Source organism: Bacteroides sp. BFG-637, assembly GCF_024793605.1.
GTDB classification, from domain to species: Bacteria; Bacteroidota; Bacteroidia; order Bacteroidales; family Bacteroidaceae; genus Bacteroides; species Bacteroides vicugnae.
On record NZ_JANUPD010000002.1, the window covers coordinates 2,034,295 to 2,060,182 of the forward strand.

Annotated in this window: 18 protein-coding genes and 3 pseudogenes; 18 read left to right on the top strand and 3 right to left on the bottom strand. The window is 43.2% G+C overall.

What is annotated here, in order from left to right; all coding sequences use genetic code 11:
• The first annotated feature begins 123 nt into the window (after positions 1 to 123).
• Both NXX38_RS08085 and NXX38_RS08090 read left to right on the top strand, forming a co-directional pair.
• A pseudogene (locus tag NXX38_RS08085) lies at positions 124 to 1,325 on the top strand (ATP-binding protein).
• 90 nt (positions 1,326 to 1,415) lie between these two features.
• Positions 1,416 to 1,718 (top strand): annotated as a pseudogene (locus tag NXX38_RS08090) (AAA family ATPase); the annotation flags it as partial.
• Between the two features lie 157 nt (positions 1,719 to 1,875).
• On the opposite strand, the gene NXX38_RS08095 reads toward NXX38_RS08090, so the two are convergent.
• Positions 1,876 to 2,487, bottom strand: a complete 612-nt coding sequence (locus tag NXX38_RS08095; RefSeq protein WP_258979039.1) for an HU family DNA-binding protein — start codon at positions 2,485 to 2,487, stop codon at positions 1,876 to 1,878.
• A gap of 603 nt (positions 2,488 to 3,090) precedes the next feature.
• Between NXX38_RS08095 and NXX38_RS08100 the strand changes: the two genes are divergently transcribed.
• From NXX38_RS08100 to NXX38_RS08130, 7 genes and pseudogenes are all read left to right on the top strand, one after another.
• On the top strand, positions 3,091 to 5,169 hold the full coding sequence (locus tag NXX38_RS08100; protein WP_217722640.1) for a BT4734/BF3469 family protein: 2,079 nt from the start codon (positions 3,091 to 3,093) through the stop codon (positions 5,167 to 5,169).
• 78 nt (positions 5,170 to 5,247) lie between these two features.
• Positions 5,248 to 6,381: an ATP-binding protein gene (locus NXX38_RS08105; protein ID WP_148364183.1), complete on the top strand. Its 1,134-nt coding sequence runs from the start codon at positions 5,248 to 5,250 to the stop codon at positions 6,379 to 6,381.
• Positions 6,382 to 6,501: 120 nt separating this feature from the next.
• Complete coding sequence (locus tag NXX38_RS08110; RefSeq protein WP_148364182.1) at positions 6,502 to 8,337, top strand: ABC transporter ATP-binding protein; 1,836 nt, start codon at positions 6,502 to 6,504, stop codon at positions 8,335 to 8,337.
• Between the two features lie 14 nt (positions 8,338 to 8,351).
• Complete coding sequence (locus NXX38_RS08115; protein ID WP_217722642.1) at positions 8,352 to 9,155, top strand: polysaccharide deacetylase family protein; 804 nt, start codon at positions 8,352 to 8,354, stop codon at positions 9,153 to 9,155.
• Positions 9,152 to 10,108, top strand: a complete 957-nt coding sequence (locus tag NXX38_RS08120; RefSeq protein WP_148364180.1) for a glycosyltransferase family 2 protein — start codon at positions 9,152 to 9,154, stop codon at positions 10,106 to 10,108. Before NXX38_RS08115 ends, NXX38_RS08120 begins: the two co-directional genes overlap by 4 nt.
• Positions 10,092 to 10,511 carry a GtrA family protein gene (locus NXX38_RS08125; RefSeq protein ID WP_148364179.1) on the top strand — a complete coding sequence of 140 codons (420 nt, stop codon included), beginning with the start codon at positions 10,092 to 10,094 and terminating at the stop codon, positions 10,509 to 10,511. The genes NXX38_RS08120 and NXX38_RS08125 overlap by 17 nt, the downstream gene beginning before the upstream one ends.
• Positions 10,512 to 10,557: 46 nt before the next feature.
• Positions 10,558 to 12,538: pseudogene (locus NXX38_RS08130) on the top strand (LTA synthase family protein).
• On the opposite strand, the gene NXX38_RS08135 reads toward NXX38_RS08130, so the two are convergent.
• Positions 12,525 to 14,300, bottom strand: a complete 1,776-nt coding sequence (locus tag NXX38_RS08135) for a glycosyltransferase family 39 protein (protein ID WP_148364177.1) — start codon at positions 14,298 to 14,300, stop codon at positions 12,525 to 12,527. The pseudogene NXX38_RS08130 and the gene NXX38_RS08135 sit on opposite strands and share 14 nt — an antisense overlap.
• A 29-nt stretch (positions 14,301 to 14,329) precedes the next feature.
• Entirely contained in the window at positions 14,330 to 14,965 is a 636-nt protein-coding gene (locus tag NXX38_RS08140) for a viroplasmin family protein (protein ID WP_148364176.1), read from the bottom strand.
• A 140-nt stretch (positions 14,966 to 15,105) separates the two neighbouring features.
• On the opposite strand from NXX38_RS08140, the gene NXX38_RS08145 reads away from it, so the two are divergent.
• The 9 genes from NXX38_RS08145 (at position 15,106) to NXX38_RS08185 (ending at position 25,812) form a co-directional block, all read left to right on the top strand.
• Positions 15,106 to 15,708 carry a nitroreductase family protein gene (locus NXX38_RS08145; protein WP_148364260.1) on the top strand — a complete coding sequence of 201 codons (603 nt, stop codon included), beginning with the start codon at positions 15,106 to 15,108 and terminating at the stop codon, positions 15,706 to 15,708.
• A 115-nt stretch (positions 15,709 to 15,823) separates the two neighbouring features.
• Entirely contained in the window at positions 15,824 to 16,351 is a 528-nt protein-coding gene (locus NXX38_RS08150) for a shikimate kinase (protein WP_074558244.1), read from the top strand.
• A 208-nt stretch (positions 16,352 to 16,559) separates the two neighbouring features.
• Positions 16,560 to 19,058 (top strand): hypothetical protein, encoded by a 2,499-nt coding sequence (locus NXX38_RS08155; protein ID WP_258979040.1) that lies wholly within the window; start codon positions 16,560 to 16,562, stop codon positions 19,056 to 19,058.
• Positions 19,059 to 19,067: 9 nt separating this feature from the next.
• Positions 19,068 to 20,834, top strand: coding sequence for an HSP90 family protein (locus NXX38_RS08160; RefSeq protein ID WP_148364174.1), 1,767 nt, complete (start codon positions 19,068 to 19,070; stop codon positions 20,832 to 20,834).
• Positions 20,835 to 20,843: 9 nt separating this feature from the next.
• Complete coding sequence (locus tag NXX38_RS08165) at positions 20,844 to 21,914, top strand: hypothetical protein (RefSeq protein ID WP_217722649.1); 1,071 nt, start codon at positions 20,844 to 20,846, stop codon at positions 21,912 to 21,914.
• Between the two features lie 69 nt (positions 21,915 to 21,983).
• Positions 21,984 to 23,876, top strand: a complete 1,893-nt coding sequence (speA, locus tag NXX38_RS08170; RefSeq protein WP_074558252.1) for a biosynthetic arginine decarboxylase — start codon at positions 21,984 to 21,986, stop codon at positions 23,874 to 23,876.
• A gap of 122 nt (positions 23,877 to 23,998) precedes the next feature.
• Positions 23,999 to 24,772, top strand: coding sequence for an acetylglutamate kinase (gene argB, locus NXX38_RS08175; protein WP_258979042.1), 774 nt, complete (start codon positions 23,999 to 24,001; stop codon positions 24,770 to 24,772).
• A 61-nt stretch (positions 24,773 to 24,833) separates the two neighbouring features.
• Positions 24,834 to 25,343 carry an RNA polymerase sigma factor gene (locus tag NXX38_RS08180; RefSeq protein WP_148364171.1) on the top strand — a complete coding sequence of 170 codons (510 nt, stop codon included), beginning with the start codon at positions 24,834 to 24,836 and terminating at the stop codon, positions 25,341 to 25,343.
• Entirely contained in the window at positions 25,333 to 25,812 is a 480-nt protein-coding gene (locus NXX38_RS08185; RefSeq protein ID WP_258979043.1) for a hypothetical protein, read from the top strand. The genes NXX38_RS08180 and NXX38_RS08185 overlap by 11 nt, the downstream gene beginning before the upstream one ends.
• The last annotated feature ends 76 nt before the right edge of the window (positions 25,813 to 25,888 follow it).

The following is a 25,888-nucleotide window of genomic DNA, read 5'->3' on the forward strand; positions in this document are numbered from 1 at the left end:
AGACCTCTTTTGTTGAGAGTGTGTTTATTTGCTGTTTACAAACAGCAAAAAGTATAATAAAATGCTGTTTGCAAACAGCATTTTATTATCTTTGTGTCTCATAATACTAAGATATAGGAATGTATGGAAACTCTTTTTGCGAAACAAGACCGTTTGTTGTCATTGACATCGACTGAGATTATAAGGACATTGATGCATCGAATCAATTGGGATGCTCAGTTGGTGGCTATTAGAGGACCTCGAGGAGTGGGGAAAACAACTTTAATGTTACAGTATATGAAACTGCATTATGAGGTTTATAGTAGGGACGTGCTCTATTGTACATTGGATTCTGTTTATTTCTCTAATCATACTTTGCTGGAATTGGCGGATGTATTCGTAAAGAATGGTGGAAAGCATCTCTTTCTGGATGAGGTACATAAATATCCGACTTGGAGTAAGGAGATAAAAGAAGTATATGACATGTATCCCGATTTGAAGGTTGTGTTCAGTGCGTCCTCTTTTACTCAATATATTAAATGCTGATGCCGACTTATCCAGACGCTGTATCCCTTATGAGATGCAGGGGCTCTCTTTCCGAGAATTTCTATTGTTTTATAAACACATGAGCTTTCCCGTATGTACGCTGGAAGAAGTCTTGACCTCGCCCGAAAAAATTTGTTCGGAAGTGAATAAAGTGTGTCGCCCTTTACCTCTTTTTTAAGGAATATCTGCAATATGGATATTATCCGTTTTATTTGAAAAATCAGATAGATTATTATACAAGTATCGAACAGGTTGTTAATTTTATTGTAGAAACGGAATTACCCCAGTTGTGTGGAATTGATGTGGGTAATGTGCGTAAGATAAAGGCCTTGTTGGGCATTCTTGCAACTTCTGTTCCTTTTGAGGTGGCTATTTCCAAATTGTCAACAACTATAGGTGTTCATCGTAATACTGTCATCGAATATCTGAATAGCTTGGAAAAGGTGAAATTGCTCCATTTGCTATACGCGGATTTGTTGTCTGTCAAGAAGATGCAAAAGCCGGATAAGATTTTCCTGGATAATCCTAATCTGCTATATGCTTTAGCTTCTCATCCTGTGAAAATAGGAACGGCACGTGAAACGTTTGTGGTCAATCAACTTTCGTGTGACAATGAAGTGGAGTACGGGAAGAAAACCGGAGATTTTAGGGTCAATGGAAGATATATTTTGGAAGTTGGTGGTGAAGGTAAAACGTATGATCAGATTGCAGATGTGCCTGATTCTTATATTTTAGCTGATGGAATAGAAACGCCTTACAGGTGTAAATTGCCGATTTGGATTGTCGGCTTCCTGTATTGACGGGGAACCTGCAGGAAATATTCTTTCTTATAATGTCTGGGGCGTAAATAAGCGTGCATAAGCGGTTGATGGTAAGGTTAGAGTAGAGTTGCCGAATCTACCAATCCTATCCCGGTGATTTATCAGAGCGGATACCTCACCATTAAGGGGTATGATGAGCGTTTTGGAATATATCGTTTAGGTTTTCCTAATCGTGAAGTGGAGGAAGGATTTATCCGTTTTCTCCTTCCTTATTATGCGAACGTCAATAAGGTGGAGTCTCCTTTTGAAATTCTGAAATTTGTTCGTGAAGTGCGTGCCGGTGATTATGAATCTTTTTTCCGTCGCTTGCAAAGTTTCTTTTCGGATATTCCCTATGAGCTTGCACGCGAGCTGGAGTTACATTGTCAGAATGGATATAAAATATTTGTTTCTCATATTCTCATAAATATGACCTAAGTGCCAGATAACTAATAGAATAAACTATGAGAAATGTTTTGAAAATCGGCATTTCTCATAGTTTTATTCACGAATTAGCCTTCATTTGGCTTATTTCTCATACCCGTTGAGCTCATTTCTCATAATGCCCCGGGGTTGGTATATAAATAGGCTGTGTGGGTTTGCCGATATTCTGTAAGTTACCCTGTGCCTTTAGACGACGAATCTGTCTGCTGGCCATGCTTTGGGTAAAACAACAGAGTGACTGCATATTACTACGGGTCAATACAGGATGGGTTGCAAAATAGGCAGTGAGCTTCTTGTCAATCTCTTCTTCTGAAAGGGACGCCGAATGTGGCTTGTATTTTGAACGTCGTAAGTGAGTACTCATACATAAACTTTTTAAATCTCTGTCGGCCTGGAAGTTAATAGATTTTAGCTTCACTTTGTCTGCGCGAGTGGCAAGCGAATGTACAGGTTCGGTAGCCTGTAATGTAATTTGGAAATAGCCGATTCCATCCAGATGTACTCGTTCTCCTTCACGTAGGTGGTTTCCCATACATCTGCTCAATTCCATTAGCATGGCTTCTACTTCCGCTTTCCCGAAAGTAGTTGCCATATGGATTTCTCTTGCCAGCTTTTGAGTGGTCACATGTTGAAAATTAACCACCCGCGGGTGATAACTAGGTTCTTCTCCTTCTTTCTCCGGTTGGGGATTCTTATAAAACTCGAATTGTATTGCCATCTTTGTTCTAATTTAATGGTTGTTTATATGTTATATACCTGATGTGCTTATCACATCTTGCCTTTATTCTTTTATTATTCAACCGCCATCCTGATTGTTCCACTACAGTGAACGGTTCTTTTCACTCTAGTAGACATATCTTTTTACTGTAGTGAACAGGCCTGTGCACTGTAGTGGAACGATTGGTATGCTCTTTCAAAGATACGACATTATTAGGTGAAAAACAAGTAATTAACTAGTTGTTTGCATGAAAGAAATAGCTAGATGTTTTGTAAGATAAGCTTGGTGGATAAATAGGAGAATAGCTGTAACTGACTATGAGAAATACCCTGAAATAGTATGAGAAATAGCGTTTTTTTGAAGAAAATTGATGAGGGTAGTATGAGAAATGCCTATTTTAAAAACGTTTCTCATAATGTACTTCTTTGATTATATGTGCTTTATCTTAAATCTATGAGAATATGAGAAATGAAATTGAAAAATCTTTTCTAGTAGAGAGGTGTAGTAAGTATTTCCGGAAAAGTTGTTTGTATGTAATATTTACAGTATCTTTGTATCATAATAATCGCCCTACAAACACATGCAGGACAAATAAATGAAGTAATGAGAATAACACTGGTAAGAGACGATGGCAAGGTGAACACTATGCGTACGTTAAGAATTGAACAGCTCGTGGAGCAAATGAAAGTGGAAACCAAAGCACAGCCTGTCTCAAAAATGAGAGAAGTCCTGCCTTTTATGCTTCCGGGTGATAAAAATGACTATGTACAGAATGTACCGAAGTTGATACCCGCAGCCGCCTTTTTTCGCAAAGGCGGCATAACGACGATGAGTGAATATAATGGCATTGTGATGATTCAGGTCAACAACTTGTCCGGGCACATGGAAGCGGATGAAGTGAAAGAACGGGTAAAGGAACTTCCGCAGACTTACTTAGCTTTCACCGGTTCTTCCGGAAAGTCTGTGAAAGTATGGGTACGTTTTACTTATCCCAATGATCTTCTGCCGACAACTAGTGAGGAAGCAGAGCTTTTTCATGCGCATGCCTATCGGTTGGCGGTGAAATATTATCAGCCACAACTCCCTTATGATATTGAACTGAAAGTGCCTTCGTTGGAGCAATATTGTCGTTTAACTTTTGACCCGAACTTGTATTTTAATCCCAATGCAATGCCTATTTATATGAAGCAGCCTGCGGCTATGCCGGGTGAGGTGACTTATCGCGAACGGGTGCAAACGGAAACTTCGCCGTTGCAACGGCTTGCGCCGGGATATGAAAAATGTAATGCGCTTTCTGTACTTTTCGAAGCTGCTTTTGCACGTGCGCTGGATGAAGAGACTGATTATCAATCGGAAGGAGACAAACAATCGCTTTTGATTAACCTTGCGGGACATTGTTTCCGTGCCGGTATTCCTGAAGAAGATACAGTAAGATGGTCTCGTGCCCATTATCGCTTGCCGAAGGACGATACATTGGTTCGGGAAACCATACGAAATGTATACCGCACTTGTGAGGGATTTGCGAGTAAGAGTAGTCTCTTGCCGGAACAATTATTTGTCATGCAGATGGACGAGTTTATGAAACGGCGTTATGATTTTCGTTTCAACCAACTGACATCACAAGTGGAATGTCGCGAACGGAATAGCTTTAATTTTTATTTTCGTCCGGTGGATAAACGGTTGATGGCAAGCATTACAATGAATGCACAATATGAGGGACTTAAACTTTGGGATAAAGATGTCGTGCGTTACCTGAATTCGGATCATGTGCCGCTCTATCAGCCAGTCGAAGAATTTCTTTATGACCTTCCTCGCTGGAACGGCAAAGATTATATTGGTAATCTTGCCAAACGGGTTCCTTGTGATCATCCTTATTGGACTCAATTGTTTCGTCGCTGGTTTCTTAGTATGGTTGCACACTGGCGTGGGATGGGTAAGAATCACGCGAACAGTACTTCGCCAATATTAATCGGTCCGCAAGCCTATCGTAAATCTACATTTTGCCGATTGATCTTGCCCCCGTGTTTGCAGGCGTATTATACGGACAGTATTGATTTCAGCCGGAAACGGGATGCCGAACTGTATTTGAATCGTTTTCTATTGATTAATATGGATGAGTTTGATCAGATTGGCATCAATCAGCAGTCTTTTCTCAAGCATATTCTGCAAAAGCCTGTTGTCAATACGCGACGTCCGAATGCTTCGGCAGTGGAGGAGCTTCGCCGGTACGCTTCTTTTATAGGTACGAGTAATCATAAAGATTTGCTGACGGATACTTCCGGCAGTCGTCGTTTTATCGGTGTCGAGGTGACGGGAGTGATTGATGTGGTCCACCCTATTGATTATGAACAATTGTATGCGCAGGCAATGGCATTGCTGCGTAGTAATGAACGCTACTGGTTTGATGAGAAGGAAGAGGCTATCATGACGGAAGCTAATCGGGAATTTGAACAGTCTCCGGTGATTGAACAATTGTTTCAGGTATATTACCGGGCAGCGGAAGAGGAAGAAGAGGGAGAGTGGTTGCTTGCTGCAGATATATTGCAGCGGATACAAAAAGCAAGTAAAATGAAATTTTCTTCCGGGCAAGTTAATTATTTCGGGCGTATCTTGCAGAGATTGGGAGTAAAGTCGTTCAGGAAAACGCGCGGGGTCTATTATCATGTGGTGCCTGTTGAGTAAGGATGATGATGAAATAATGTATAGTAGATGGCTTTTATTATTTTATAATAATTATCTTTGCGTAATAACGTGAGATGTATGAAGACTATGATAAGAAATCCTTTTATAACAAGCGGATATGTCTCTGCTGATTATTTTTGCGATCGCCGTTTTGAGAGCGAACAGTTGGTGCGCGAGGTGATGAATGGGAATAATTTGGCTCTTGTCTCTACCCGGCGAATGGGAAAGACAGGGCTGATCCGTCATTGCTTTCAGTTTCCTGAAATTAAACAGGGTTACTATACCTTTTTTATTGATATATATGATAGCCGTTCATTGCGTGATTTGGTCTTTGCACTTAGTAAGGAGATTCTGGAAGTGCTGAAACCTGTGGGGAAGAAAGCTTTGCAGAGCTTTTGGGAATGTGTGAAATCTTTGCAAGCCAGTATCTCTTTTGATGTGAATGGTATGCCTTCTTTGAATTTGGGGCTAGGGGATATACAAGCTCCGGCTACTACACTCGATGAAATCTTTCGGTATTTGGAACAGGCGGATAAACCTTGTCTGGTTGCAATTGATGAATTCCAGCAGATTTCCGGATATGTAGAGAAAAATGTGGAAGCTACTCTTCGGACCTATGTGCAACATTGTAATAATGCACGTTTCATTTTTGCAGGGAGTCAGCGGCATGTGATGGGAAATATGTTTTTAACGCCTTCCCGGCCTTTTTATCAAAGTGTATCAATGATGCATTTGGAAAGTATTCCTTTAGAAGAATATATTCGTTTTGCAGGTACTCATTTCAAGCGTGCGGGCAAAGAAATAGAAGAAAACGCTATTGTTGCGATTTATCAACAGTTTGAGGGAATCACATGGTATATACAAAAAGTGTTGAATACGCTTTATGACATGACTCCGGAACAGGGAGTCTGTAGAGTTGAAATGGTGCCAGGCGCTATTCGGCAGATTATTGATTCATTCAGATATACTTATTCGGAGATTCTTTTTCGTTTGCCGGAAAAACAAAAGGAGTTGCTGATTGCTATCACTAAAGAGGGAAAGGCTAAAGCTGTCACTTCCGGTGCTTTCATTAGAAAATACAGACTGGCTTCTGCTAGTTCAGTCCAAGCAGCACTAAAAGGGTTACTGGAAAAGGATTTCGTGACTCAGGAAATGGGAATCTGTCAGATATATGATCGTTTTTTGGGAATTTGGCTGAAAGAGAATTATTAAGTCATTTTTCATTTATTGAAGAACGCTTTTCGATAAATCGCGTTAATAATTAGCTGAAACTACTGTCTGTTAATCAGTTTTATTGTATCTTTGCGGTCTTAACTTTTTTAATGGTAAATAATGAAGGAATTTCTACAACTAATGCGACGTTTTGTGTCGCCTTATAAGAAGTATATCGGCTGGGCTGTTTTGCTGAATATTTTGTCTGCTGTATTCAATGTATTCTCATTTACTTTTTTGATTCCTATCTTGAGTATTCTGTTTAAAACAGAAGGAGCGGATAAAGTGTACCATTTTATGGAATGGGGTAGTGGAGATTTAGCGGATGTTGCCAAGAATAACTTCTATTATTACATATCTCAGATGATCGTGGATAATGGTCCCACTATGGCTCTTATATTCTTGGGACTGTTCCTGATGGTAATGACATTGTTTAAAACTGGTTGTTACTTTGCTTCTTCAGCCGTGATGATTCCATTGCGTACAGGAGTGGTACGTGATATTCGTATTATGGTGTATGCTAAGGTTATGCGTCTGCCGATGTCTTTTTTTTCGGAAGAAAGAAAGGGAGATATTATAGCTCGTATGAGTGGTGATGTGGGGGAAGTGGAAAATTCCATCACTAGTTCATTGGATATGTTGATGAAAAGTCCAATTCTGATTATTATATATTTTGTGACATTGGTTACGGTTAGTTGGCAGTTGACACTCTTTACTATCGTTGTATTGCCGGGAATGGGTTGGCTGATGGGAGTAGTCGGAAGAAAACTGAAACGCCAGTCATTGGAGGCGCAGTCGAAATGGAGTGATACGATGTCGCAATTGGAAGAAACACTGGGAGGCTTGCGCATCATCAAGGCTTTTATTGCGGAAGATAAAATGATTAACCGCTTCACCAAATGTAGCAACGAGCTCCGGGATGCGACAAACAAGGTTGCCATACGTCAGGCTATGGCTCATCCGATGAGTGAGTTTTTAGGAACAATCCTGATTGTAGCCGTATTGTGGTTTGGAGGTACATTGATTTTGGGACAGAATGCAAGCATCGATGCTCCTACATTCATCTTCTATATGGTTATCTTATATAGTGTAATCAATCCGTTGAAAGATTTTGCAAAAGCTGGATACAACATTCCGAAAGGTTTGGCTTCCATGGAACGTGTTGATAAAATCCTGAAGGCAGAGAATAAGATTAAGGAAATTCCGAATCCGAAACCGTTGAAAGGTTTGTTTGATAAAATAGAATTTAAAGATATCTCTTTCAGCTATGATGGTAAGAGAGAGGTGCTGAAACATGTAAACCTGACAGTTCCTAAAGGGAAGACGATTGCACTGGTTGGACAATCGGGATCCGGTAAATCCACATTAGTCGATTTGTTGCCGCGTTATCACGATGTGCAGGAGGGTGATATTACCATTGACGGAACAAGTATTCGTGATGTACGTATTGCGGATTTGCGCAGTTTGATTGGTAATGTAAACCAGGAGGCTATTCTGTTTAATGATACATTCTTCAATAACATTGCTTTTGGTGTGGAGAATGCGACAATGGAACAAGTTGTAGAAGCGGCAAAGATAGCCAATGCGCATGATTTCATCATGGAGAAACCGGAAGGATATAATATGAATATCGGTGACCGTGGTGGAAAATTGTCCGGTGGCCAGCGCCAGCGTATCAGTATCGCCCGTGCTATTCTGAAGAATCCTCCGATTCTGATTCTTGATGAGGCTACTTCTGCTTTGGATACCGAATCAGAACGTCTTGTGCAGGAAGCGTTGGAACGTTTGATGAAAACACGTACGACGATTGCTATTGCCCACCGTCTTTCTACAATTAAGAATGCAGATGAAATCTGTGTGCTGTATGAGGGTGAGATTGTGGAACGTGGTAAGCATGAAGAACTCATTGAGTTAAACGGTTACTATAAACGTCTGCATGATATGCAGCAGTTGTAATTCTTGATATTGCAATGATATTATTAAGTTTTGATACGGAAGAATTTGATGTACCTCGTGAGCATGGTGTAGACTTTCCGCTGGATGAAGCAATGAAAGTGTCAGTCTATGGTACGAACCGGATACTGGACTGCCTGAAAAACAACGGGGTGAAAGCTACTTTCTTTTGTACAAGCAATTTTGCAGAAAATGCGCCGGAAGTGATGCGGCGCATTATGGACGAGGGACATGAAGTTGCTGCGCATGGATGTGACCATTGGCGGCCACAGGCTTCGGATGTCAGTCGTTCAAAAGAAATTCTGGAACGCCTTACCGGCAGGACGATACAAGGCTATCGCCAGCCGCGTATGTTCCCCGTATCAGATACGGAACTTGAACGGATGGGGTATGTATATAACTCCTCATTGAATCCCGCATTTATCCCCGGAAGATATATGCATTTGTCGGAGCCGCGTACCTGCTTTATGACGGGTAAGTTACTTCAAATCCCAGCTTCTGTAACTCCGTGGATTCGCTTCCCGCTATTTTGGTTGTCTTGTCATAATCTGCCGATGTGGCTGTATCAACTCCTGGTAAACCGGGTATTGAAGCATGACGGATATTTTGTGACTTATTTCCACCCGTGGGAATTCTACCCGTTGGGTGAACATCCTGAATTTAAGATGCCTTTTATTATCCGCAATCATTCCGGTAAGGGAATGGAGGAACGTCTGGATAGGCTGATCCGCAAACTGAAAGAAAAAGGATATGCTTTTATGACTTACTCGGAATTTGCACAGATAAAACTGGCTGAACTGAATAAACCGGACGAAAAATGATAAAATTGGCTATTGTATCCCCCTGCTATAATGAGGAGGAAGTGTTGGAAGATTCGGCCGCCCGTTTGACAGCCTTGTTTGATGAACTGGTGGCGAAAGAGAAGATCAGTGCCGACAGCTTTGTGCTCTTTGTGAATGATGGCAGTAAAGATCGTACATGGAGCATCATTAAGAAACTGCACGGGACGAATCCTTATATAAAAGGAATGAATCTGGCACGGAACGTAGGACATCAGTATGCAATCATGGCGGGTATGATGACCGCTAAAGACTGGAGTGATGCCGTTATTACCATGGATGCCGATTTGCAGGATGATCTGAATGCGATTGAGGAGATGATCGATGCCTATACGGAAGGATATGATGTAGTATATGGGGTGAAAGTATCCCGTCAGGCAGACCCGATGCTGAAACGTCTTTCCGCAACTGCTTTTTATAAACTACAGCACCGGATGGGAGTAGAGACTATCTACAATCATGCGGATTTTCGTTTTCTAAGCCGGAGAGTGCTGGAACAGTTGTCTCATTATCAGGAACGCAATGTCTATCTGCGTGGTATTATCCCGTTGCTCGGCTTCCCTTCTACTACGGTAGATGATGTGATCCGGGAACGGACAGCCGGAACTTCCAAATATACAGTGAGAAAGATGTTCAGTCTGGCTTTGGACGGGATAACCTCTTTCTCGGTAAAGCCTATTTACGGAATTGTTTATCTGGGAGGTATCTTTGTTTTTATCAGTATTTTGATTGGAATCTATGTTCTTTACGCATTGATTTCGGGTACTGCGGAACATGGCTGGGCTTCTTTGATGTTATCAATCTGGTTTGTAGGCGGAGTTGTTTTATTATCCATAGGAGCTGTCGGACTGTATATTGGCAAGATTTATAAAGAGGTAAAACGTCGTCCGCTCTATAACGTGGAAGAAGTGTTGTACGATGATCAGAATAAGTAAGGCTATACTTGAGAAGCACCCGGATTGGCGGGATAAGTTCTGGCAGTTTGTTCGTTTTGGAGTTGTCGGCACTATATCTTCGGCCATTCATTACGGCGTATATTGCCTGGTCTTGTTGGTTGCGAATGCCAATATCTCCTTTACGGCCGGTTATGCTGTGGGATTTGTCTGCAACTACTTCCTGACAACTTTCTTTACCTTTCGTTCCAAGCCATCCTCGCATAATGCGATTGGCTTTGGTTTTAGTCATCTGATTAATTACCTGCTTGAGATCGGTTTGCTGAATCTCTTCCTTTGGATAGGCGCGGGTGAACTGCTTGCACCGATACTGGTAATGATTATCGTGGTGCCTGTCAATTTCCTGATTCTTCATTTCGTTTATATCTATAAAGGGAGGAAATAACACTATTCAACCCCTTTTATTTAATTCATAAAAAGAAAAGGCTATTATGAAACGTTTTCTAAATCTTGTTGTATATATACTTGCCATACATGTTTCGGCTTTGCTGGTCGCAGGACTGTTTCGCCTGGTACTTTTCATCTCATCTTATCATCAGTTGACCTCTGAAGCCTTGTCGGATAAGACACTTTCGATGCTTGCTTTTGTGCATGGTGTCTGGTTTGACAATGTGATAGGCTGTTACATACTTCTGTTGCCTCTGGTAGTTGCAGTGGTGTGTGGAGTTTGCAACTATTATGGGAAAGCGTTGTTCCGTTTCTTTACGATCTTTTTCAGTGTCTTTTATGGATTGGTTTATTTAATCAGTGCGTCAGACATTCCTTATTTTGCCTATTTCTTTAAACATATCAATTCTTCCATATTCGAATGGTTCGGTTATGCGGGAACTACCGCCGGAATGATATTGGGTGAAAGTGCCTATTATCTGTCCATCGGATTATTTCTTCTCCTTCTGGGCGGATTCGTAGCTTGGCTTATCTATCTGGCGCGTTATTTCCATCATCGTAGCCTTACCATTTCTGCTCCGTTTCCTTATTGGAAGCGAGGAGGGGCGGTTCTGATCGGAGCCTGTTTAATCGGACTCTGCATCTTTGGAATCCGGGGACGTACAGGGTATAATCCGATCAAAGTGAGTGCGGCATATTTCTGTCAGGACGCTTTTCTCAATCAGCTGGGAGTAAGCCCTACCTTTAATCTGCTGACAAGCGTGATGGATGATATGCGGCCTGAAAATAAATACTTGCATCTGATGGATGAACAGGAAGCAATCACTAAGGCGCAGGCTCTGCTCAACCGGCCGGGGGAAGCGAATGTGTCACCGCTGGCTGTTTATAGGCATCCTTCGATGACGGATAGCGTACAACGGCACCGTCCTAATGTTGTATTGATTATGATGGAGTCTATGTCCTGCAAGTTTATGAAGCATTTCGGGCAATCGGAGACCTTGACTCCTTTCCTGGATAGCCTGTATACCCGTTCCTATCAGTTTCCGCAATTTCTATTCCGCAGGAATCCATACGAACCACGGTTTGTATGCTACCTTGTATTCTTTTCCCGCTATGATGAAACGGAACCTGATGAAAGGCTCTGTCATTCCCCGCTATTCGGGACTGCCTACCGTATTGAAAGAAAACGGCTATTACAACCTTTTCTTTATGACGCATGAAGGGCAGTATGATAATATGAACGCTTTCTTCCGGACAAACGGCTATGATGAAGTGTTCTCACAAGAAAACTATCCGGCTGATAAGGTGGTGAATAGCTTTGGAGTGCAGGATGATTTCTTGTATGACTACGCAATTCCGGTATTGAATCAGCGGGCTGCTACCGGACAACCGTTTTTTGCTACGTTACTGTCCATCAGTAATCATCCGCCGTATGTGATACCTCCTTTCTTCCATCCGAAAACAAGTGAACCGGAGACGCAGATCGTTGAGTATGCGGATTGGGCTTTGCGCCAGTTCTTTGAAGAGGCGCGTAAACAACCCTGGTTTGATAATACGATATTCGTATTGGAAGGGGATCATGGCAAACTGGTGGGAGATGCCGAATGTGAATTGCCGGAGTCTTATAACCATATTCCGCTGATGATTTACTCCAGCCGTATTCAGCCGGAAGAGAAAACTACATTTGGCGGTCAGGTAGATATACAGCCAACGATATTAGGGTTGTTGAATATTGATTATTTACAGAATAATTTTGGGGTAGACTTGTTGAAGGAAGAACGTCCCTGTATGTTCTATACTGCTGACAATATGGTGGTGGGACGCAATGATACGTTACTCTATCTTTATAATTACGAGACTCAGCAGGAACTTACTTATCATATAGGTAACGGCAAATTGAATGCTGTTCCGATGGATGATAGCTTTTTGCCTTTGAAAGAATATAGTTTTTCCATGCTCCAATCGGCGGAGTTCCTTGTGAAGCATGGAAAAACGCTTAATTCTATACCTTTCACTCAACAATAGGAGTAGTCGTTTCGGTATTTTCAGGCTGTTGTTTTTTAACGAACTTGTATACCTTGGCTATTTGCCGGAGTACTCGTTTGGGAGATTCATACACCTGCTCAAACTGATACCCTTCTTTCTCGAATTCGGGAAGATATTTCTCTGCATCATTCGTGCCGATTAACAAGAAACCTTCCGAAGGACGTTTCCGGTAGAAGTTGTCGAGACGGTTGCGCAGATAGAAGTTGAGTTCGAAGTAATGTACGGGGTCACCTGCTGCATGCAGACTTTCTTCAATGAACTCATACATAGTCCCTTCGTTTTCCGGCGCAACCTTTTCTATTTCTGCAGCGATGAATTTCACCGATTTCGAATTTAATGCCGCCGGTTGGTAAGCACCGTCCAGTGCAAGGTATAATCCCATTGTTAGCACAACGAGGGCATACAGGAAGCGGTTGCTTAATGCATTTTTCCGTTGATAGAACCACCAGTAGATACCGAGAATGGTAGGAATGGCAATCAGTATCAAGGCTCTTGCTCCGTTGATATTCTGTATGGCACGCATGAAATTAATGTTGTCTTGTGCGTGGCGACCGTGGAAAATCGTTTCGGGGATGAGTCCGCATTTTAATACGATGAAGCAGGTGAACAGTAACAGGCTGATTACTGCAAGAATACTTCCGTATACCTTGATGACTTTGGATTGCTTCTTAACCAGATAGAATAGATATTTGGCAAGGAAATAAGCAATGAAAGGATAGATCGGCATCAGATATACACTACGTTTGCTCTGCGGGATACAGTAGAAGACGAAGATTACGACGATGCTGGTGAAAGAGAATAAATCCACCGGGTCCATATTCTTTATCCATGTGGTGAAACGTTTCCACCACGCGGCAGGTTGGATGCTGAATTTATGGTAAGTCAGGCTGAACAGGGAGAGCACGACTAACAGTGTCCAGGGAACGTATCCGGCAAACAAGGTCACAAAATTATAATGCCAGGGGTTCACACATGAATCATAACTCATGGTATTGGTCATACGACCGAGATTTTCTTCCATAACCAATGCCAGAAATTCTTCTCCGCCTTGTTGGTAAGCAGCGACATACCAGCAGAAAGGCAGGATGAGTGAAAGAATGGCCCAGGCGGAAAGTAACAGGAATGCTTTGAAGAAGTTGACACCCCGGAGTAATAAAAAGATGCCTACAACCAAACATGGAATGATAGTACCTACCGGCCCTTTAGTCAGTGTGCCGCAACTCATCAGGAGAATGGCCAGCCAGGGAATACCTTTAAGCCCCTTCTCATACCATTTGTAGAGACAATAAAGAGCGCCAACGGTGAGAGCTGTCAATACCATGTCTACCCGGCAGTTTGCTCCGGCCCGATGCAGTTCAAAATTAGTCAGGGTAATAAAGGCGGCTAACAGCGCCAGTTCCACTCCTTTTCTTTTGGCAAAGAACAGAAAGCCGCAGAGAGTCATGGCAATCAAGGCGATGGCAGACGGCAAGCGGGAGGTCATTTCTGTGACTTGCCCTCCGTTTACTGCTGCCGAGACAGCAGCAATGCTCCAGTGGAAGAAAGGCGGTTTGTAAGCCATTTCTCCTCCGTTGTTTCTGGGTAAAATCCAGTTCCCGCTATCCAGCATGGAGTAGGAGACGATAGATTCACGAGGCTCCCCTTTGGTGTGGTACTCCGATAAACCGAGGAAAGGCAGGATGGTAACTACGCAAATGACTAGTAACAGCCAGAAAGCTTTGCTTGAAGTCAATGTTTTCATCTTTTTCTTATATTGAAATTTATGTTCTTTTATTTTCTGCCGAAGTCGGCCGGAATCTCTCCCCATTCTTTGGTTTCCCATTTCAGGATACGAGTAGTATAGGTGTTTCCTTGCAACCATTTCTCCGCCCGTTCAATTAGTAGAAACAGTTCTTCTGTTTCCGGAGTCCGGGGAAGTTTGGTCTTGCACTTTTTCTGTCGCACCCAGCTGATGGCATTCACGCTGTCGCTGTAAATGGGCATATCGAAACCTTTCTTCTTCAACAAAGCCAAGCCGTGTACGATGGCTAGAAACTCACCGATATTATTTGTTCCCTTCATCGGGCCGAAATGAAAAATCTCCTGACGGCTGGCAATGTGTACGCCGCGATATTCCATCGGTCCCGGATTACCGCTACAGGCCGCATCGACAGCCAGGCTATTGTCGATCACACAAGAAGGTAAAGTATCTGAAGAAGGTTTGGGACCTCCTGATTTAGCCTTTGCGTTCTTGCCGATATAAGCATAGGGAGACATTGTCAACGCGCGTTCCGCTTCTTCGCGCGTGTCAAATGATTTGTATTTGGCAGCTTCATATCCTTTGATTTGAAGTTGGCAGTCTGTCCAGGAAGTATAAACTCCGGGTGTGACACCTTCCCATACTACATAAAATTTCTGTTTAGCCATTTTTTTCGACGATAATTTTAGATAGTCAATGAATTGACGCTGCGAAGGTACAAATATATTCTCTAACTGAACAAGTTAGGGGGGCTACTTGTTATAAAAAAAAGAGAGTTTTAAGAATATAAAATAAGAAAGGAACCATGATGGAAAGATCTTTTAGTGAAGCTTTGAAACAACGTCGAACTTACTATTCAATTACTAATCAGTCACCTATATCCGATCAGGAGATCGAATGTATCGTTAATATGACTGTGCGCCACGTGCCGTCGGCATTTAATTCGCAATCTACCCGTGTGGTACTTCTATTGGGAGAATCGCATCAGAAATTGTGGCAGATCGTGAAGGATGCATTGAAGAAGATTGTGCCGGCTGAAGCGTTTGTCAAGACAGAAGAGAAGATAGATCATTCGTTTGCCTGTGGTTATGGCACTGTGTTGTTTTTTGAGGATCAGAAGGTTGTGAAAGGGCTTCAGGAGGCTTTCCCGTCTTATCAGGAGAATTTTCCGGGATGGTCATTGCAGACTTCTGCCATGCACCAGTTAGCTATCTGGGTAATGCTTGAAGATGTAGGTTTCGGAGCATCGCTACAACACTATAACCCGTTGATTGATGAAGAAGTGCGCCGTGCATGGGATTTGCCGGAACATTGGCATCTGATTGCGGAAATGCCGTTCGGACTTCCTGTCGGCAAACCGGGTGAAAAAGAATTCCAGCCGCTTGAAGAACGGGTGAGAATCTTTAAATAAATCGGAAATAAAGAAGGAATAATGAAGAATTGGATGACATAATGGCTAAAATTCTTTATTCTTCATTCTTCATTCTTCATTAAATGATTAATTTTGTGAGCAAAATTAATCATTTATGGTTCGTATCTTCCTTACCGGCTATATGGGTGCCGGAAAAACGACGTTGGGTAAGGCTTTTGCCCGGCATATGGATATACCGTTCATTGATCTGGACTGGTATATTGAAGAGCGTTTTCACAAAACCGTTGGAGAATTATTCATTGAACGAGGCGAAACAGGATTCAGGGAGCTGGAGAGAAATATGCTCCATGAAGTAGCCGAGTTTGAGAATGTGGTAATCTCGACGGGAGGTGGAGCGCCTTGTTTTTATGATAATATGGAGTTTATGAACCGGACCGGAAAGACGGTTTTTCTCGATGTGCATCCGGATGTGCTTTTCAGGCGTTTGCGTGTGGCTAAGCAGCAACGTCCTATTCTTCAAGGGAAAGAGGATGAAGAACTGAAAGCGTTTATTATTCAGGCACTGGAGAAGCGGGCTCCTTTTTATCACCAGGCTCAATATATCTTTAATGCAGACGAATTGGAAGACCGTTGGCAGATTGAAACATCGGTGCAACGGTTACGACAACTTTTGGGATTATAAAATAGGCACGGATTACACGGATTTCACGGTTCCTCTAAATATCTGTATGATAGAGTAACAGTGCAGTCTGCGTAATCCGTGCCTAAATAGTATATCAGTCTTATCTTTTTTAAGACTCTTGTTTGTGCATTCGGTCAATATTTGTACCTTGCACTCGTTATGAGATTTTTATTGACTAGTGACACAAAATTAAGGTAAAGTCTATATCATGAAAACTTTAAAAGAGAAATTTGGGGAGTTATCCGCTAAAATTAAAGCATCCGGACAACCTGCAAGGGTATGGTTTCCGCAGTATACACCGGCTTCATTATTAAGTGCGGAAAACTGGTGGGAAGCATTGGCTGTATGTGAATATGCTTTGGACACAAAAGAAGACGAGAAATTAACAGAAGATTTTTTTGAACTGATATTCAGTGCTTTTGACTGTAATGTAGAGGTCGGTCTCAATGCGGAAGAATATGAATTCTGGTGGGAAAAGGTGATGCAGGTATGCGACCGTGTAGCAGAGTTTAGCGGTGCGGGATGGGCGCAGAAAGGTGCACAATATTCTGAAGCCCGTTATGGAAAGCGGGATATGAGTTATTTGTTTCCATACTACGAGAAAGCTGCCGATATGGGGTGGGCTGAAGCGGAAGCAACTGTTGCCTATTGGCGATACATGGGATTTTATTGTGAACAAGATAAAGAAGAGGGGGAACGGCGTTTTGCCGCTCTCACTTCTCCCGAAGCTATTTGGTGGGGAAAGCATTATCGTGCTTTTGTCGAAGAATTTACAGGAGATAAAGCAAAGGCATTACAGATACGGAATGACCTGCTTGCCGAATTGCCTGAAGGTGAACGTTTGCGTGCTCATGTATATGCGTCGTTGGGAGATGCGCTCGACAGGGCGGAAGGTAACGTGGCAGAGGAAGCTGCTTACTACGAAAAAGCTCTGGAAATTGTTCCCAATCTTTATAGTCTTAAAAATCTGGCTACGCTTTATTTCCGTTATCCGGAACTGAATAAACCGAAAGAACTGAGCTTCGAACTTTGGGAAAAGGCCTGGCATGCCGGTGTGTGGTCTGCCGCCAATTTCCTGGGATATAACTATCAGGAAGAGGAATGGCTGGATATGCCTAAGGCGATTGAGTGGCTGGAAAAGGGCATGCTTTATTGTGAACCATACAGTGCGTATGAACTGTCATTGATCTACCTGTATAATGATGAATATAAGGACGTGGAACGTGGACTGATGTGTCTGAACCGCTGCGTGGAGGATGATTACATACAAGGTATCGAAGGACTGGCCAATATCTATTTCAACGGTGATTTGGTGCCGGAAGACATGAATCGCGCGAAAGAGTTGTTGGAGAAAGCCATTGAATTGGGTTCGGGAAGTGCAGCTTATCGTTTGGGCTGGATGTATGAACGTGGCTTCTTGTCTGAAGAACCGGATTATGTGAAGGCTTTAGAGTATTATGAAAAGGCGGCTTCGCTGAATAATGCCGATGGGTATTGCCGTGTGGCTCTTTATCTGGCTAATGGATATAGTGGTGTGAAGGACCCTGTAAAATCAAGGGAATATTATGAAAAAGCGGCCGAACTGGGTGCTTGCTTTGCCCTTGTGGAACTGGCATTCTTATATGAGAATGGCGATGGAGTGGAGAAGAACTATGAAAAGTCTTTTGAACTGATTAGCAAGGCGGCCGAACAGGGTTATCCTTATGCAATGTTCCGTGTAGGACTTTATATGGAAAAGGGTGTTCTTGGCGAAGTGAAACCGGAAGAGGCTTTCGCTTGGTATACAAAGGCGGCTGAAGCGGACGATAATGATGCGATCTTTGCTTTGGGACGTTGCTATAGAGAAGGTATCGGGACGGAAGAAAACTGGGATAAGGCACTCGAATGGTTTAGTAAAGGGGCGGAAAAGAATGAAGCCCGTTGTCTGACCGAATTGGGGATGGCTTATGAGAACGGCAATGGCGTGGAAGAGAATCCTCAAAAGGCAGTGGAATATATGATGAAGGCTGCCGAGCAGGACTATGGTTATGCGCAGTTTAAGATGGGAGATTATTATTTCTTCGGTTGCGGTCCCTGTCTGGAAGATAATAAAACGGCTGTGGAATGGTATGATAAGGCGGTGGCTAATGAGATTCCGATGGCTATGTTGCGTATGGGTGAGTATTATCTGTATGATTATGACAACCTGAATGAGTCGGAAAAGGCTTTTGCTTATTTCAAGAAAGCTGCCGAGTATGAATGGTACAGTGAAGGACTGGGTATCTGTTATGAAATGGGTATCGGAGTGGAAGATAATGAAACGGAGGCTTTTAAATATTATACACTGGCTGCGGATAATGGGAATACGATGAGTATGTATCGTACCGGACTTTGCTATTATAACGGAGTAGGTGTGAAGCAGAATTATGCCGAAGCTTATCGCTGGTTTACGGATGCGGCGGGGCATGAGAATATCGCTGCGACTTATTATCTGGGTAAGATGATGATGTATGGCGAAGGTTGTAACCCTGATCCGGAAGCTGCGGTGCAATGGTTGCTGAAAGCTGCCGAGAAAAACAACGATAAAGCACAATTTGAACTTGGAAATGCCTATCTGACAGGAAATGGTGTGGAAGAAAACGATGAAATAGCCATGGAGTGGTTCGAAAAGGCCGCAGAGAATGGCAATGAGAAAGCTCTTAAAATCACCGGAAGGAGGAGGAAGTAGAAGAGGAACATGGAAAAAGAAGGAAATAATCTGTTTCAGGTCAATCTTAAAGGTATGATTGCCCTGTTATCAGAGCACATTTATAGTAATCCGAATACTTTTGTTCGCGAACTGTTGCAGAATTGTGTAGATGCCATCACGGCACTACGCAATATTGACGAGAATTACAAAGGTCGCATCGATGTCTTTCTGAATGAGGACAAGACAGTGGTATTCCGGGATAATGGTATCGGACTGAAAGAGGAGGAAGTTTATCGTTTTCTGACTGTTATCGGGGAGAGTTCAAAGCGGGATACTCCCGATGCGGACGATTTTATCGGAAGGTTCGGTATCGGATTGTTGTCTTGTTTTGTGGTGACTAATGAAATCACCGTAGAGAGCCGTTCGGCAATGGGCGGACAACCTGTTTGCTGGTGTGGAAAAGTGGATGGGACGTATCAGCTGACTTTATCAGACGAAGAACGGCCCATCGGGTCGCAGGTGGTATTGCACCCGAAAGGAGACTGGATGCATCTTTTTGAATATGAAACGTTTAAGAAGATACTGGTGAGTTACGGGGAAGTGTTGCCGTATCCTATCTATCTGCATTATCAGGGGGAGGAGGAGTTGGTAAATACGCCTTCACCTGTATGGCTTGACCCGAAGGCGACTCGTAAGGAGTTGCTGGATTATGGGGCGAAAGTGTTTCAGTCGTCTGCTCTCGATGCTTTCCGGATCTATACTGAAAGCGGCAAAGTGGAAGGGGTGCTTTATGTCCTGCCTTTCCGTACGCAATTTTCAGTGCGCAACTCTCATAAGGTCTATCTCAAGCGTATGCTGTTGAGCGAGGATGATTGCAATCTGTTGCCGTCGTGGGCTTTCTTTATCCGTTGTCTGGTGAATGCGGACGGGTTGCTGTCTACTGCTTCCCGGGAGTCTTTGGTGAGTAATGACCAGCTGAAGGATGCCCGAAAAGAAATCGGGGTGGCTATCAAGGATTATCTGCGGGGATTGGTGCAGAATGACCGTGCCATGTTCAACCGGATTCTGGATGTTCATCACTTTCATATCAAGGCGATTGCTTCGGAGGATAATGAATTGCTCCGTTTGTTTATGGATTACCTTCCTTTTGAAACCAATAAGGGGTTGCGTAGCTTTGGAAATATTCGTTCGGCAAGCAATGTGATATGTTATACCAAGAATCTGGAGGATTTCCGGCAAGTGCGGCGTATAGCCGGAGCACAGGGTTGGCTGGTCGTGAATGCTGCTTATACGTTTGATGAAACTTTGTTGAAAAAGTATGTCCGTCTGAATCCGGAACTTACTTTGGATGAAATATCTCCTTCACGGTTGCTGGAGCAGTTTGGTGAAGTGGAGGCGAACCAGGAATCTCAGGCTTTTGAGGTGAAAGCGAACGAACTGTTGAAACGGTTTGGCTGTATCTGTCGTCTGAAGCATTTTACTCCGGTAGATATTCCGGTTATTTTTGTGGCGGAGGAAAAGGAGAATGCCGCTAAAAGTGCTAATAACCCGTTGGCGGCTGTGTTGGGGGCTGTGAATACTGCAAAGCAGATTCCGCCGACACTCACTTTCAATGCGGATAATGAAATGGTGCAGACCTTATTGCAAATACAAGGAGACAATAAACTGTTCCGGCATGTGGTGCATATATTGTATGTACAGTCGCTTCTGCAAGGTAAATATCCGGTAAACAGCGAAGAAATGGAGCTTTTCAACCATTCGCTAAGTGAACTGATGACTTCGAAAATGAATGATTTTATAAATTTCCTGAATTAAAGAAAGAGAATGAGATACACACTTGAAATACAAAAATTGCTGTTGCAGACACAGAATAAGAACCTGCATCCCCGCGAAAAAGCCAATCTGTTGAAAGAAGCCATCCGTATCGCTGATGAGAACGAAGATGTGGAATGGGCTACGGAGATGAGACTGGATCTTATTTATGAACTGAATCTTCTCTCGGCGGATGCTGAGGAGATTACCGTGTTCTCTAAAATTCTGGATGATTACGAGAATCACAAGGATGTGATCAAGGAAGATGACTTGTTGTGGAAATATAAGTGGATATGGGCTTGTACGTTCGATCTTCCGGAGATTCCGATGGAACAGGTGCAGGCAGTCGGGGAGGATTATAAAACCCGTATCCTCCGGAACGGATATTCTTTGCGGAGTTATTTTCACCGCTGGTCTGTGGAATGTGTCTGGATGCGGCAGTATGACAAGGCGAAAGAATACATTGATAAAATGTTGAATGAGAAGATAGACGATCAGTCGTGTGAGGCTTGTGAATTGAACTTTATGCTGGATTATTATCTGGAAACAGGACAGTTTGATGAGGCTTACAGCCGCGCGCAACCGTTGATTAATAAGCAGGTCACTTGTTATGAGGCTAATCTGCGGGCCTACTTGAAACTTTCTTATTATGCGCAGAAAGCAGGTAAACCGGAAATTGCCGCTGATATGTGTGCACGTGCCGAAGAAGCGTTGGTGGGAAGGGAGAAGGATGAATATCTTTTGCTCTATCTGGGATTGTTTATTGCCTATTATATGATGACGAAGCCGGAAAGGGCTTGGGAATATGTCGAACGGTGTATCGGTTGGAGTTTGCGTACGAATACGTTGAAGAGTTATCGTTTCTCCTGTGATATGGTAGAGGCTTTGAAGTATGAAACTCGTCCGGAAGTCTCGTTGTCTTTGCCGGAAGAGTTTCCTCTTTATCGTCCGGATGGAATTTATCAGGTAAACGAACTTCGCAATTATTTCTATCAACAGGCAGAGGAGCTGGCACATCGCTATGACGCCCGTAACGGAAATAGTGGTTATCTGGACCGTTTGAAAGATTTAATGTCTAATTAATTGCCAACATGTAGATTAATCCGTATTTTTGCCGTCCAATTATTTACTAAAAACACTGAATAACAGAAAATGAGAAAGTGGCGTATTGAAGATTCTGAGGAACTCTACAACATCACAGGTTGGGGCACCTCGTACTTTGGTATTAATGACAAGGGTCATGTTGTTGTTACACCTCGTAGAGACGGGGTGTCTGTCGATTTGAAAGAACTGGTCGATGAGTTACAATTGCGTGATGTGGCAGCTCCCATGCTGGTGCGTTTTCCGGATATTTTGGACAACCGTATTGAGAAGATGTCGTCCTGCTTTAAACAGGCAGCCGAGGAGTATGGTTATAAAGCCGAGAACTTTATTATCTATCCGATTAAAGTCAACCAGATGCGCCCCGTGGTGGAAGAGATTATCAGCCATGGAAAGAAGTTCAATCTCGGACTGGAAGCCGGTTCCAAACCGGAACTCCATGCGGTGATTGCTGTCAATACGGATTCTGACTCATTAATTGTATGTAACGGATATAAAGACGAAAGCTATATTGAACTGGCTTTGCTTGCCCAGAAAATGGGTAAACGTATTTTCCTCGTTGTAGAGAAGATGAACGAACTGAAGCTGATTGCAAAGATGGCAAAACAGCTGAATGTGCAGCCTAACATCGGCATACGTATCAAACTCGCTTCTTCCGGGAGCGGAAAGTGGGAAGAGTCGGGAGGGGATGCCAGCAAATTCGGTTTGACTTCCAGTGAACTTCTCGAAGCGCTCGACTTTCTGGATAGCAAAGGGCTGAAGGATTGTCTGAAACTGATTCATTTCCATATCGGCAGTCAAGTGACAAAGATACGTCGTATCAAAACGGCTTTGCGTGAGGCTTCACAATTCTATGTGCAGCTGCATTCGATGGGATTCAACGTCGAATTTGTCGATATTGGTGGTGGACTGGGAGTGGATTATGACGGAACCCGTTCGTCTAATAGTGAAGGTAGCGTGAATTATTCCATTCAGGAATATGTAAACGACTCTATTTCTACTCTGGTGGACGTGAGCGATAAAAATGGCATCCCACACCCGAATATCATAACGGAGAGTGGACGTGCACTGACGGCACATCATTCCGTTCTTATCTTTGAGGTACTTGAAACTGCTACCTTGCCCGAATGGGATGACGAGGAAGAGATTGCTCCGGATGCTCATGAACTGGTGCAGGAACTGTATGGTATCTGGGATACACTGAATCAGAACAAGATGTTGGAAGCATGGCATGATGCGCAGCAGATCAGGGAGGAAGCGCTGGACTTGTTCAGTCATGGAATCGTAGATCTGAAAACCCGTGCACAAATTGAGCGTCTGTATTGGTCTATTACGCGTGAGATTAATCAGATTGCCGGTGGTTTGAAGCACGCGCCCGATGAATTCCGCGGACTGTCTAAATTGCTTGCCGATAAATATTTCTGTAACTTCTCGCTCTTTCAGTCGCTTCCCGACTCTTGGGCGATCGACCAGATATTCCCGATCATGCCTATCCAGCGACTGGATGAGAAACCGGAACGTTCGGCTACTTTGCAGGATATTACCTGTGATTCGGACGGTAAAATTGCTAATTTTATTTCTACCCGTAACGTTTCCCATTATCTGCCCGTACATACACTGAAAAAAACGGAGCCCTACTATGTAGCTGTGTTCCTGGTCGGTGCTTATCAGGAGATTCTGGGAGATATGCACAATTTGTTCGGTGATACGAATGCCGTGCATGTTTCGGTGAATGAGAAAGGATATAATATCGAACAGATTATTGACGGAGAAACGGTAGCGGAGGTGTTGGACTATGTACAGTACAATCCGAAGAAACTGGTACGTACACTCGAAACCTGGGTGACGAAGTCTGTGAAAGAGGGAAAGATTTCTTTGGAAGAAGGAAAAGAATTCCTCTCCAACTATCGTTCAGGGCTTTACGGATATACTTATTTGGAATAGATAAGTAGGCACGGATTACACGGATTTCACGGTGGCTTCGCATAATTTCACGGTTGCTTTACGTTCTCACACAACTAAAACCGTGAAATCCGTGTAATCCGTGCCTAAAATAAGAATAGGAAATGAGAGAAAAACTAACAGTTATTAAGGTGGGTGGCAAAATCGTAGAAGAGGAAGCCACCCTTTGTCAGTTGTTAAATGACTTTGCCGCTATCGCTGGGCATAAAGTATTGGTTCACGGCGGCGGCCGTTCGGCTACAAAGATTGCCGCACAACTGGGTATTGAAAGCAAAATGGTAAATGGTCGTCGGATTACCGATGCCGAAACCTTGAAGGTCGTAACGATGGTATACGGCGGATTAGTGAATAAAAATATTGTGGCAGGCCTGCAAGCGCGCGGAGTCAATGCACTCGGATTGACCGGAGCGGATATGAACGTGATCCGTTCAGTAAAACGCCCGGTGAAAGAGGTGGACTATGGTTTTGTGGGTGATGTGGAAAAGGTGGATGCTACTTTGTTGTCGGATTTGATACATAAGGGAGTGGTTCCGGTAATGGCTCCATTGACACATGACGGACACGGTAATATGCTGAACACGAATGCAGATACCATTGCCGGGGAGACAGCGAAAGCGTTGTCCACGCTGTTTGATGTGACATTGGTATATTGTTTTGAGAAGAAAGGCGTGTTGCGTGACGAGAATGATGATGACAGTGTGATTCCCCAAATCACCCGTGCCGAATTTGAACAATATGTAGCTGATGGCGTTATTCAGGGAGGTATGATTCCCAAGTTGGAGAATTCTTTTGAAGCAATAAATGCAGGAGTCTCTGAAGTGGTAATCACTTTAGCGTCAGCGATTAACGATACTGGTGGAACAAGAATAAAAAAATAATTCAAAAAAAAGTAGTGGGCGACTGTAACTTTTCATATCCTAGCCCGTCATTATTATAGAGATGCAAGAAATCAGCTTCCGAAACGATATTTTGCCGTTGAAGGATAAACTCTTTCGATTGGCTCTCAGAATCACCCTGGATAGGGCCGAAGCCGAGGATGTCGTTCAGGACACCATGATAAGAGTGTGGAAGATGCGTGATGAGTGGTCTCAAATTGAATCGGTCGAAGCTTATTGCCTGACAGTGGCAAAGAATCTGGCGATAGATCGAAGTCAAAAGAAAGAGGCTCAAAACGTGGAACTCACCCCCGAGATGGAGGAAGAACCTGATGCAAACAGTCCGTATGACCAGATGATTCATGATGAAAGAATGAACATTATTAATAGACTGGTAAACGAACTTCCCGAAAAACAGCGGCTTATCATGCAACTGAGGGACATTGAAGGTGAAAGCTATAAGAAAATTGCAGGGTTGCTGAATCTGACAGAGGAACAAGTCAAAGTGAACCTCTTCAGAGCCAGACAAAAAGTAAAACAAAGGTACTTAGAAATTGACGAATATGGATTATAAGGATATAGAACAGCTCCTGGAGCGATACTGGCAATGCGAAACTTCCGTTGAGGAGGAAGCAACATTGCGCGACTTCTTCGCAAAGGAGGAAGTTCCGGCTCATTTGCTTCGCTATAAAAGCCTGTTTGTTTATCAACAGGTTCAGCAGGAAGTAGGACTGGGCAAAGACTTTGATGCACGTATTCTGGCAGAGGTGGAGCCTACGGTTGTAAAAGCGAAACGCTTGACGCTGGCCGGTCGTTTTATTCCTCTGTTCAAAGCCGCTGCCGTGATTGCAATCATCCTTTCTTTGGGGAATGTGGCACAACATTCTTTCTCCGGAGATGACGGAAGTGTATTGGCAACGGATACCATTGGTAAACAAGTAACTGCGCCGTCGGTCGCTATCTCGAATGATGTGAAAGCGGAACAGGTTTTAGCCGATAGTTTGGCGAAGATCAACCACAAGGTGCAAGTTATAAACGAATAGACATTTTCATTTGCTTTAAACATATAATATAGTTAGTGTGCTTAATTAAAACAACAACGAAGGCGAAACTGTGAAG

Excerpts from the sequence above, each read along its gene's own strand:
- NXX38_RS08155 (WP_258979040.1), top strand. The coding sequence starts at position 16,560 with ATGAAAACTTTAAAAGAGAAATTTGGGGAGTTATCCGCTAAAATTAAA.
- NXX38_RS08105 (WP_148364183.1), top strand. The coding sequence starts at position 5,248 with ATGAAGACTATGATAAGAAATCCTTTTATAACAAGCGGATATGTCTCT.
- NXX38_RS08095 (WP_258979039.1), bottom strand. The coding sequence starts at position 2,487 with ATGGCAATACAATTCGAGTTTTATAAGAATCCCCAACCGGAGAAAGAA.
- NXX38_RS08160 (WP_148364174.1), top strand. The coding sequence starts at position 19,068 with ATGGAAAAAGAAGGAAATAATCTGTTTCAGGTCAATCTTAAAGGTATG.
- NXX38_RS08120 (WP_148364180.1), top strand. The coding sequence starts at position 9,152 with ATGATAAAATTGGCTATTGTATCCCCCTGCTATAATGAGGAGGAAGTG.
- NXX38_RS08115 (WP_217722642.1), top strand. The coding sequence starts at position 8,352 with ATGATATTATTAAGTTTTGATACGGAAGAATTTGATGTACCTCGTGAG.
- speA (WP_074558252.1), top strand. The coding sequence starts at position 21,984 with ATGAGAAAGTGGCGTATTGAAGATTCTGAGGAACTCTACAACATCACA.
- NXX38_RS08125 (WP_148364179.1), top strand. The coding sequence starts at position 10,092 with ATGATCAGAATAAGTAAGGCTATACTTGAGAAGCACCCGGATTGGCGG.
- argB (WP_258979042.1), top strand. The coding sequence starts at position 23,999 with ATGAGAGAAAAACTAACAGTTATTAAGGTGGGTGGCAAAATCGTAGAA.
- NXX38_RS08185 (WP_258979043.1), top strand. The coding sequence starts at position 25,333 with ATGGATTATAAGGATATAGAACAGCTCCTGGAGCGATACTGGCAATGC.
- NXX38_RS08100 (WP_217722640.1), top strand. The coding sequence starts at position 3,091 with ATGAGAATAACACTGGTAAGAGACGATGGCAAGGTGAACACTATGCGT.
- NXX38_RS08145 (WP_148364260.1), top strand. The coding sequence starts at position 15,106 with ATGGAAAGATCTTTTAGTGAAGCTTTGAAACAACGTCGAACTTACTAT.
- NXX38_RS08180 (WP_148364171.1), top strand. The coding sequence starts at position 24,834 with ATGCAAGAAATCAGCTTCCGAAACGATATTTTGCCGTTGAAGGATAAA.
- NXX38_RS08140 (WP_148364176.1), bottom strand. The coding sequence starts at position 14,965 with ATGGCTAAACAGAAATTTTATGTAGTATGGGAAGGTGTCACACCCGGA.
- NXX38_RS08135 (WP_148364177.1), bottom strand. The coding sequence starts at position 14,300 with ATGAAAACATTGACTTCAAGCAAAGCTTTCTGGCTGTTACTAGTCATT.
- NXX38_RS08110 (WP_148364182.1), top strand. The coding sequence starts at position 6,502 with ATGAAGGAATTTCTACAACTAATGCGACGTTTTGTGTCGCCTTATAAG.
- NXX38_RS08165 (WP_217722649.1), top strand. The coding sequence starts at position 20,844 with ATGAGATACACACTTGAAATACAAAAATTGCTGTTGCAGACACAGAAT.
- NXX38_RS08150 (WP_074558244.1), top strand. The coding sequence starts at position 15,824 with ATGGTTCGTATCTTCCTTACCGGCTATATGGGTGCCGGAAAAACGACG.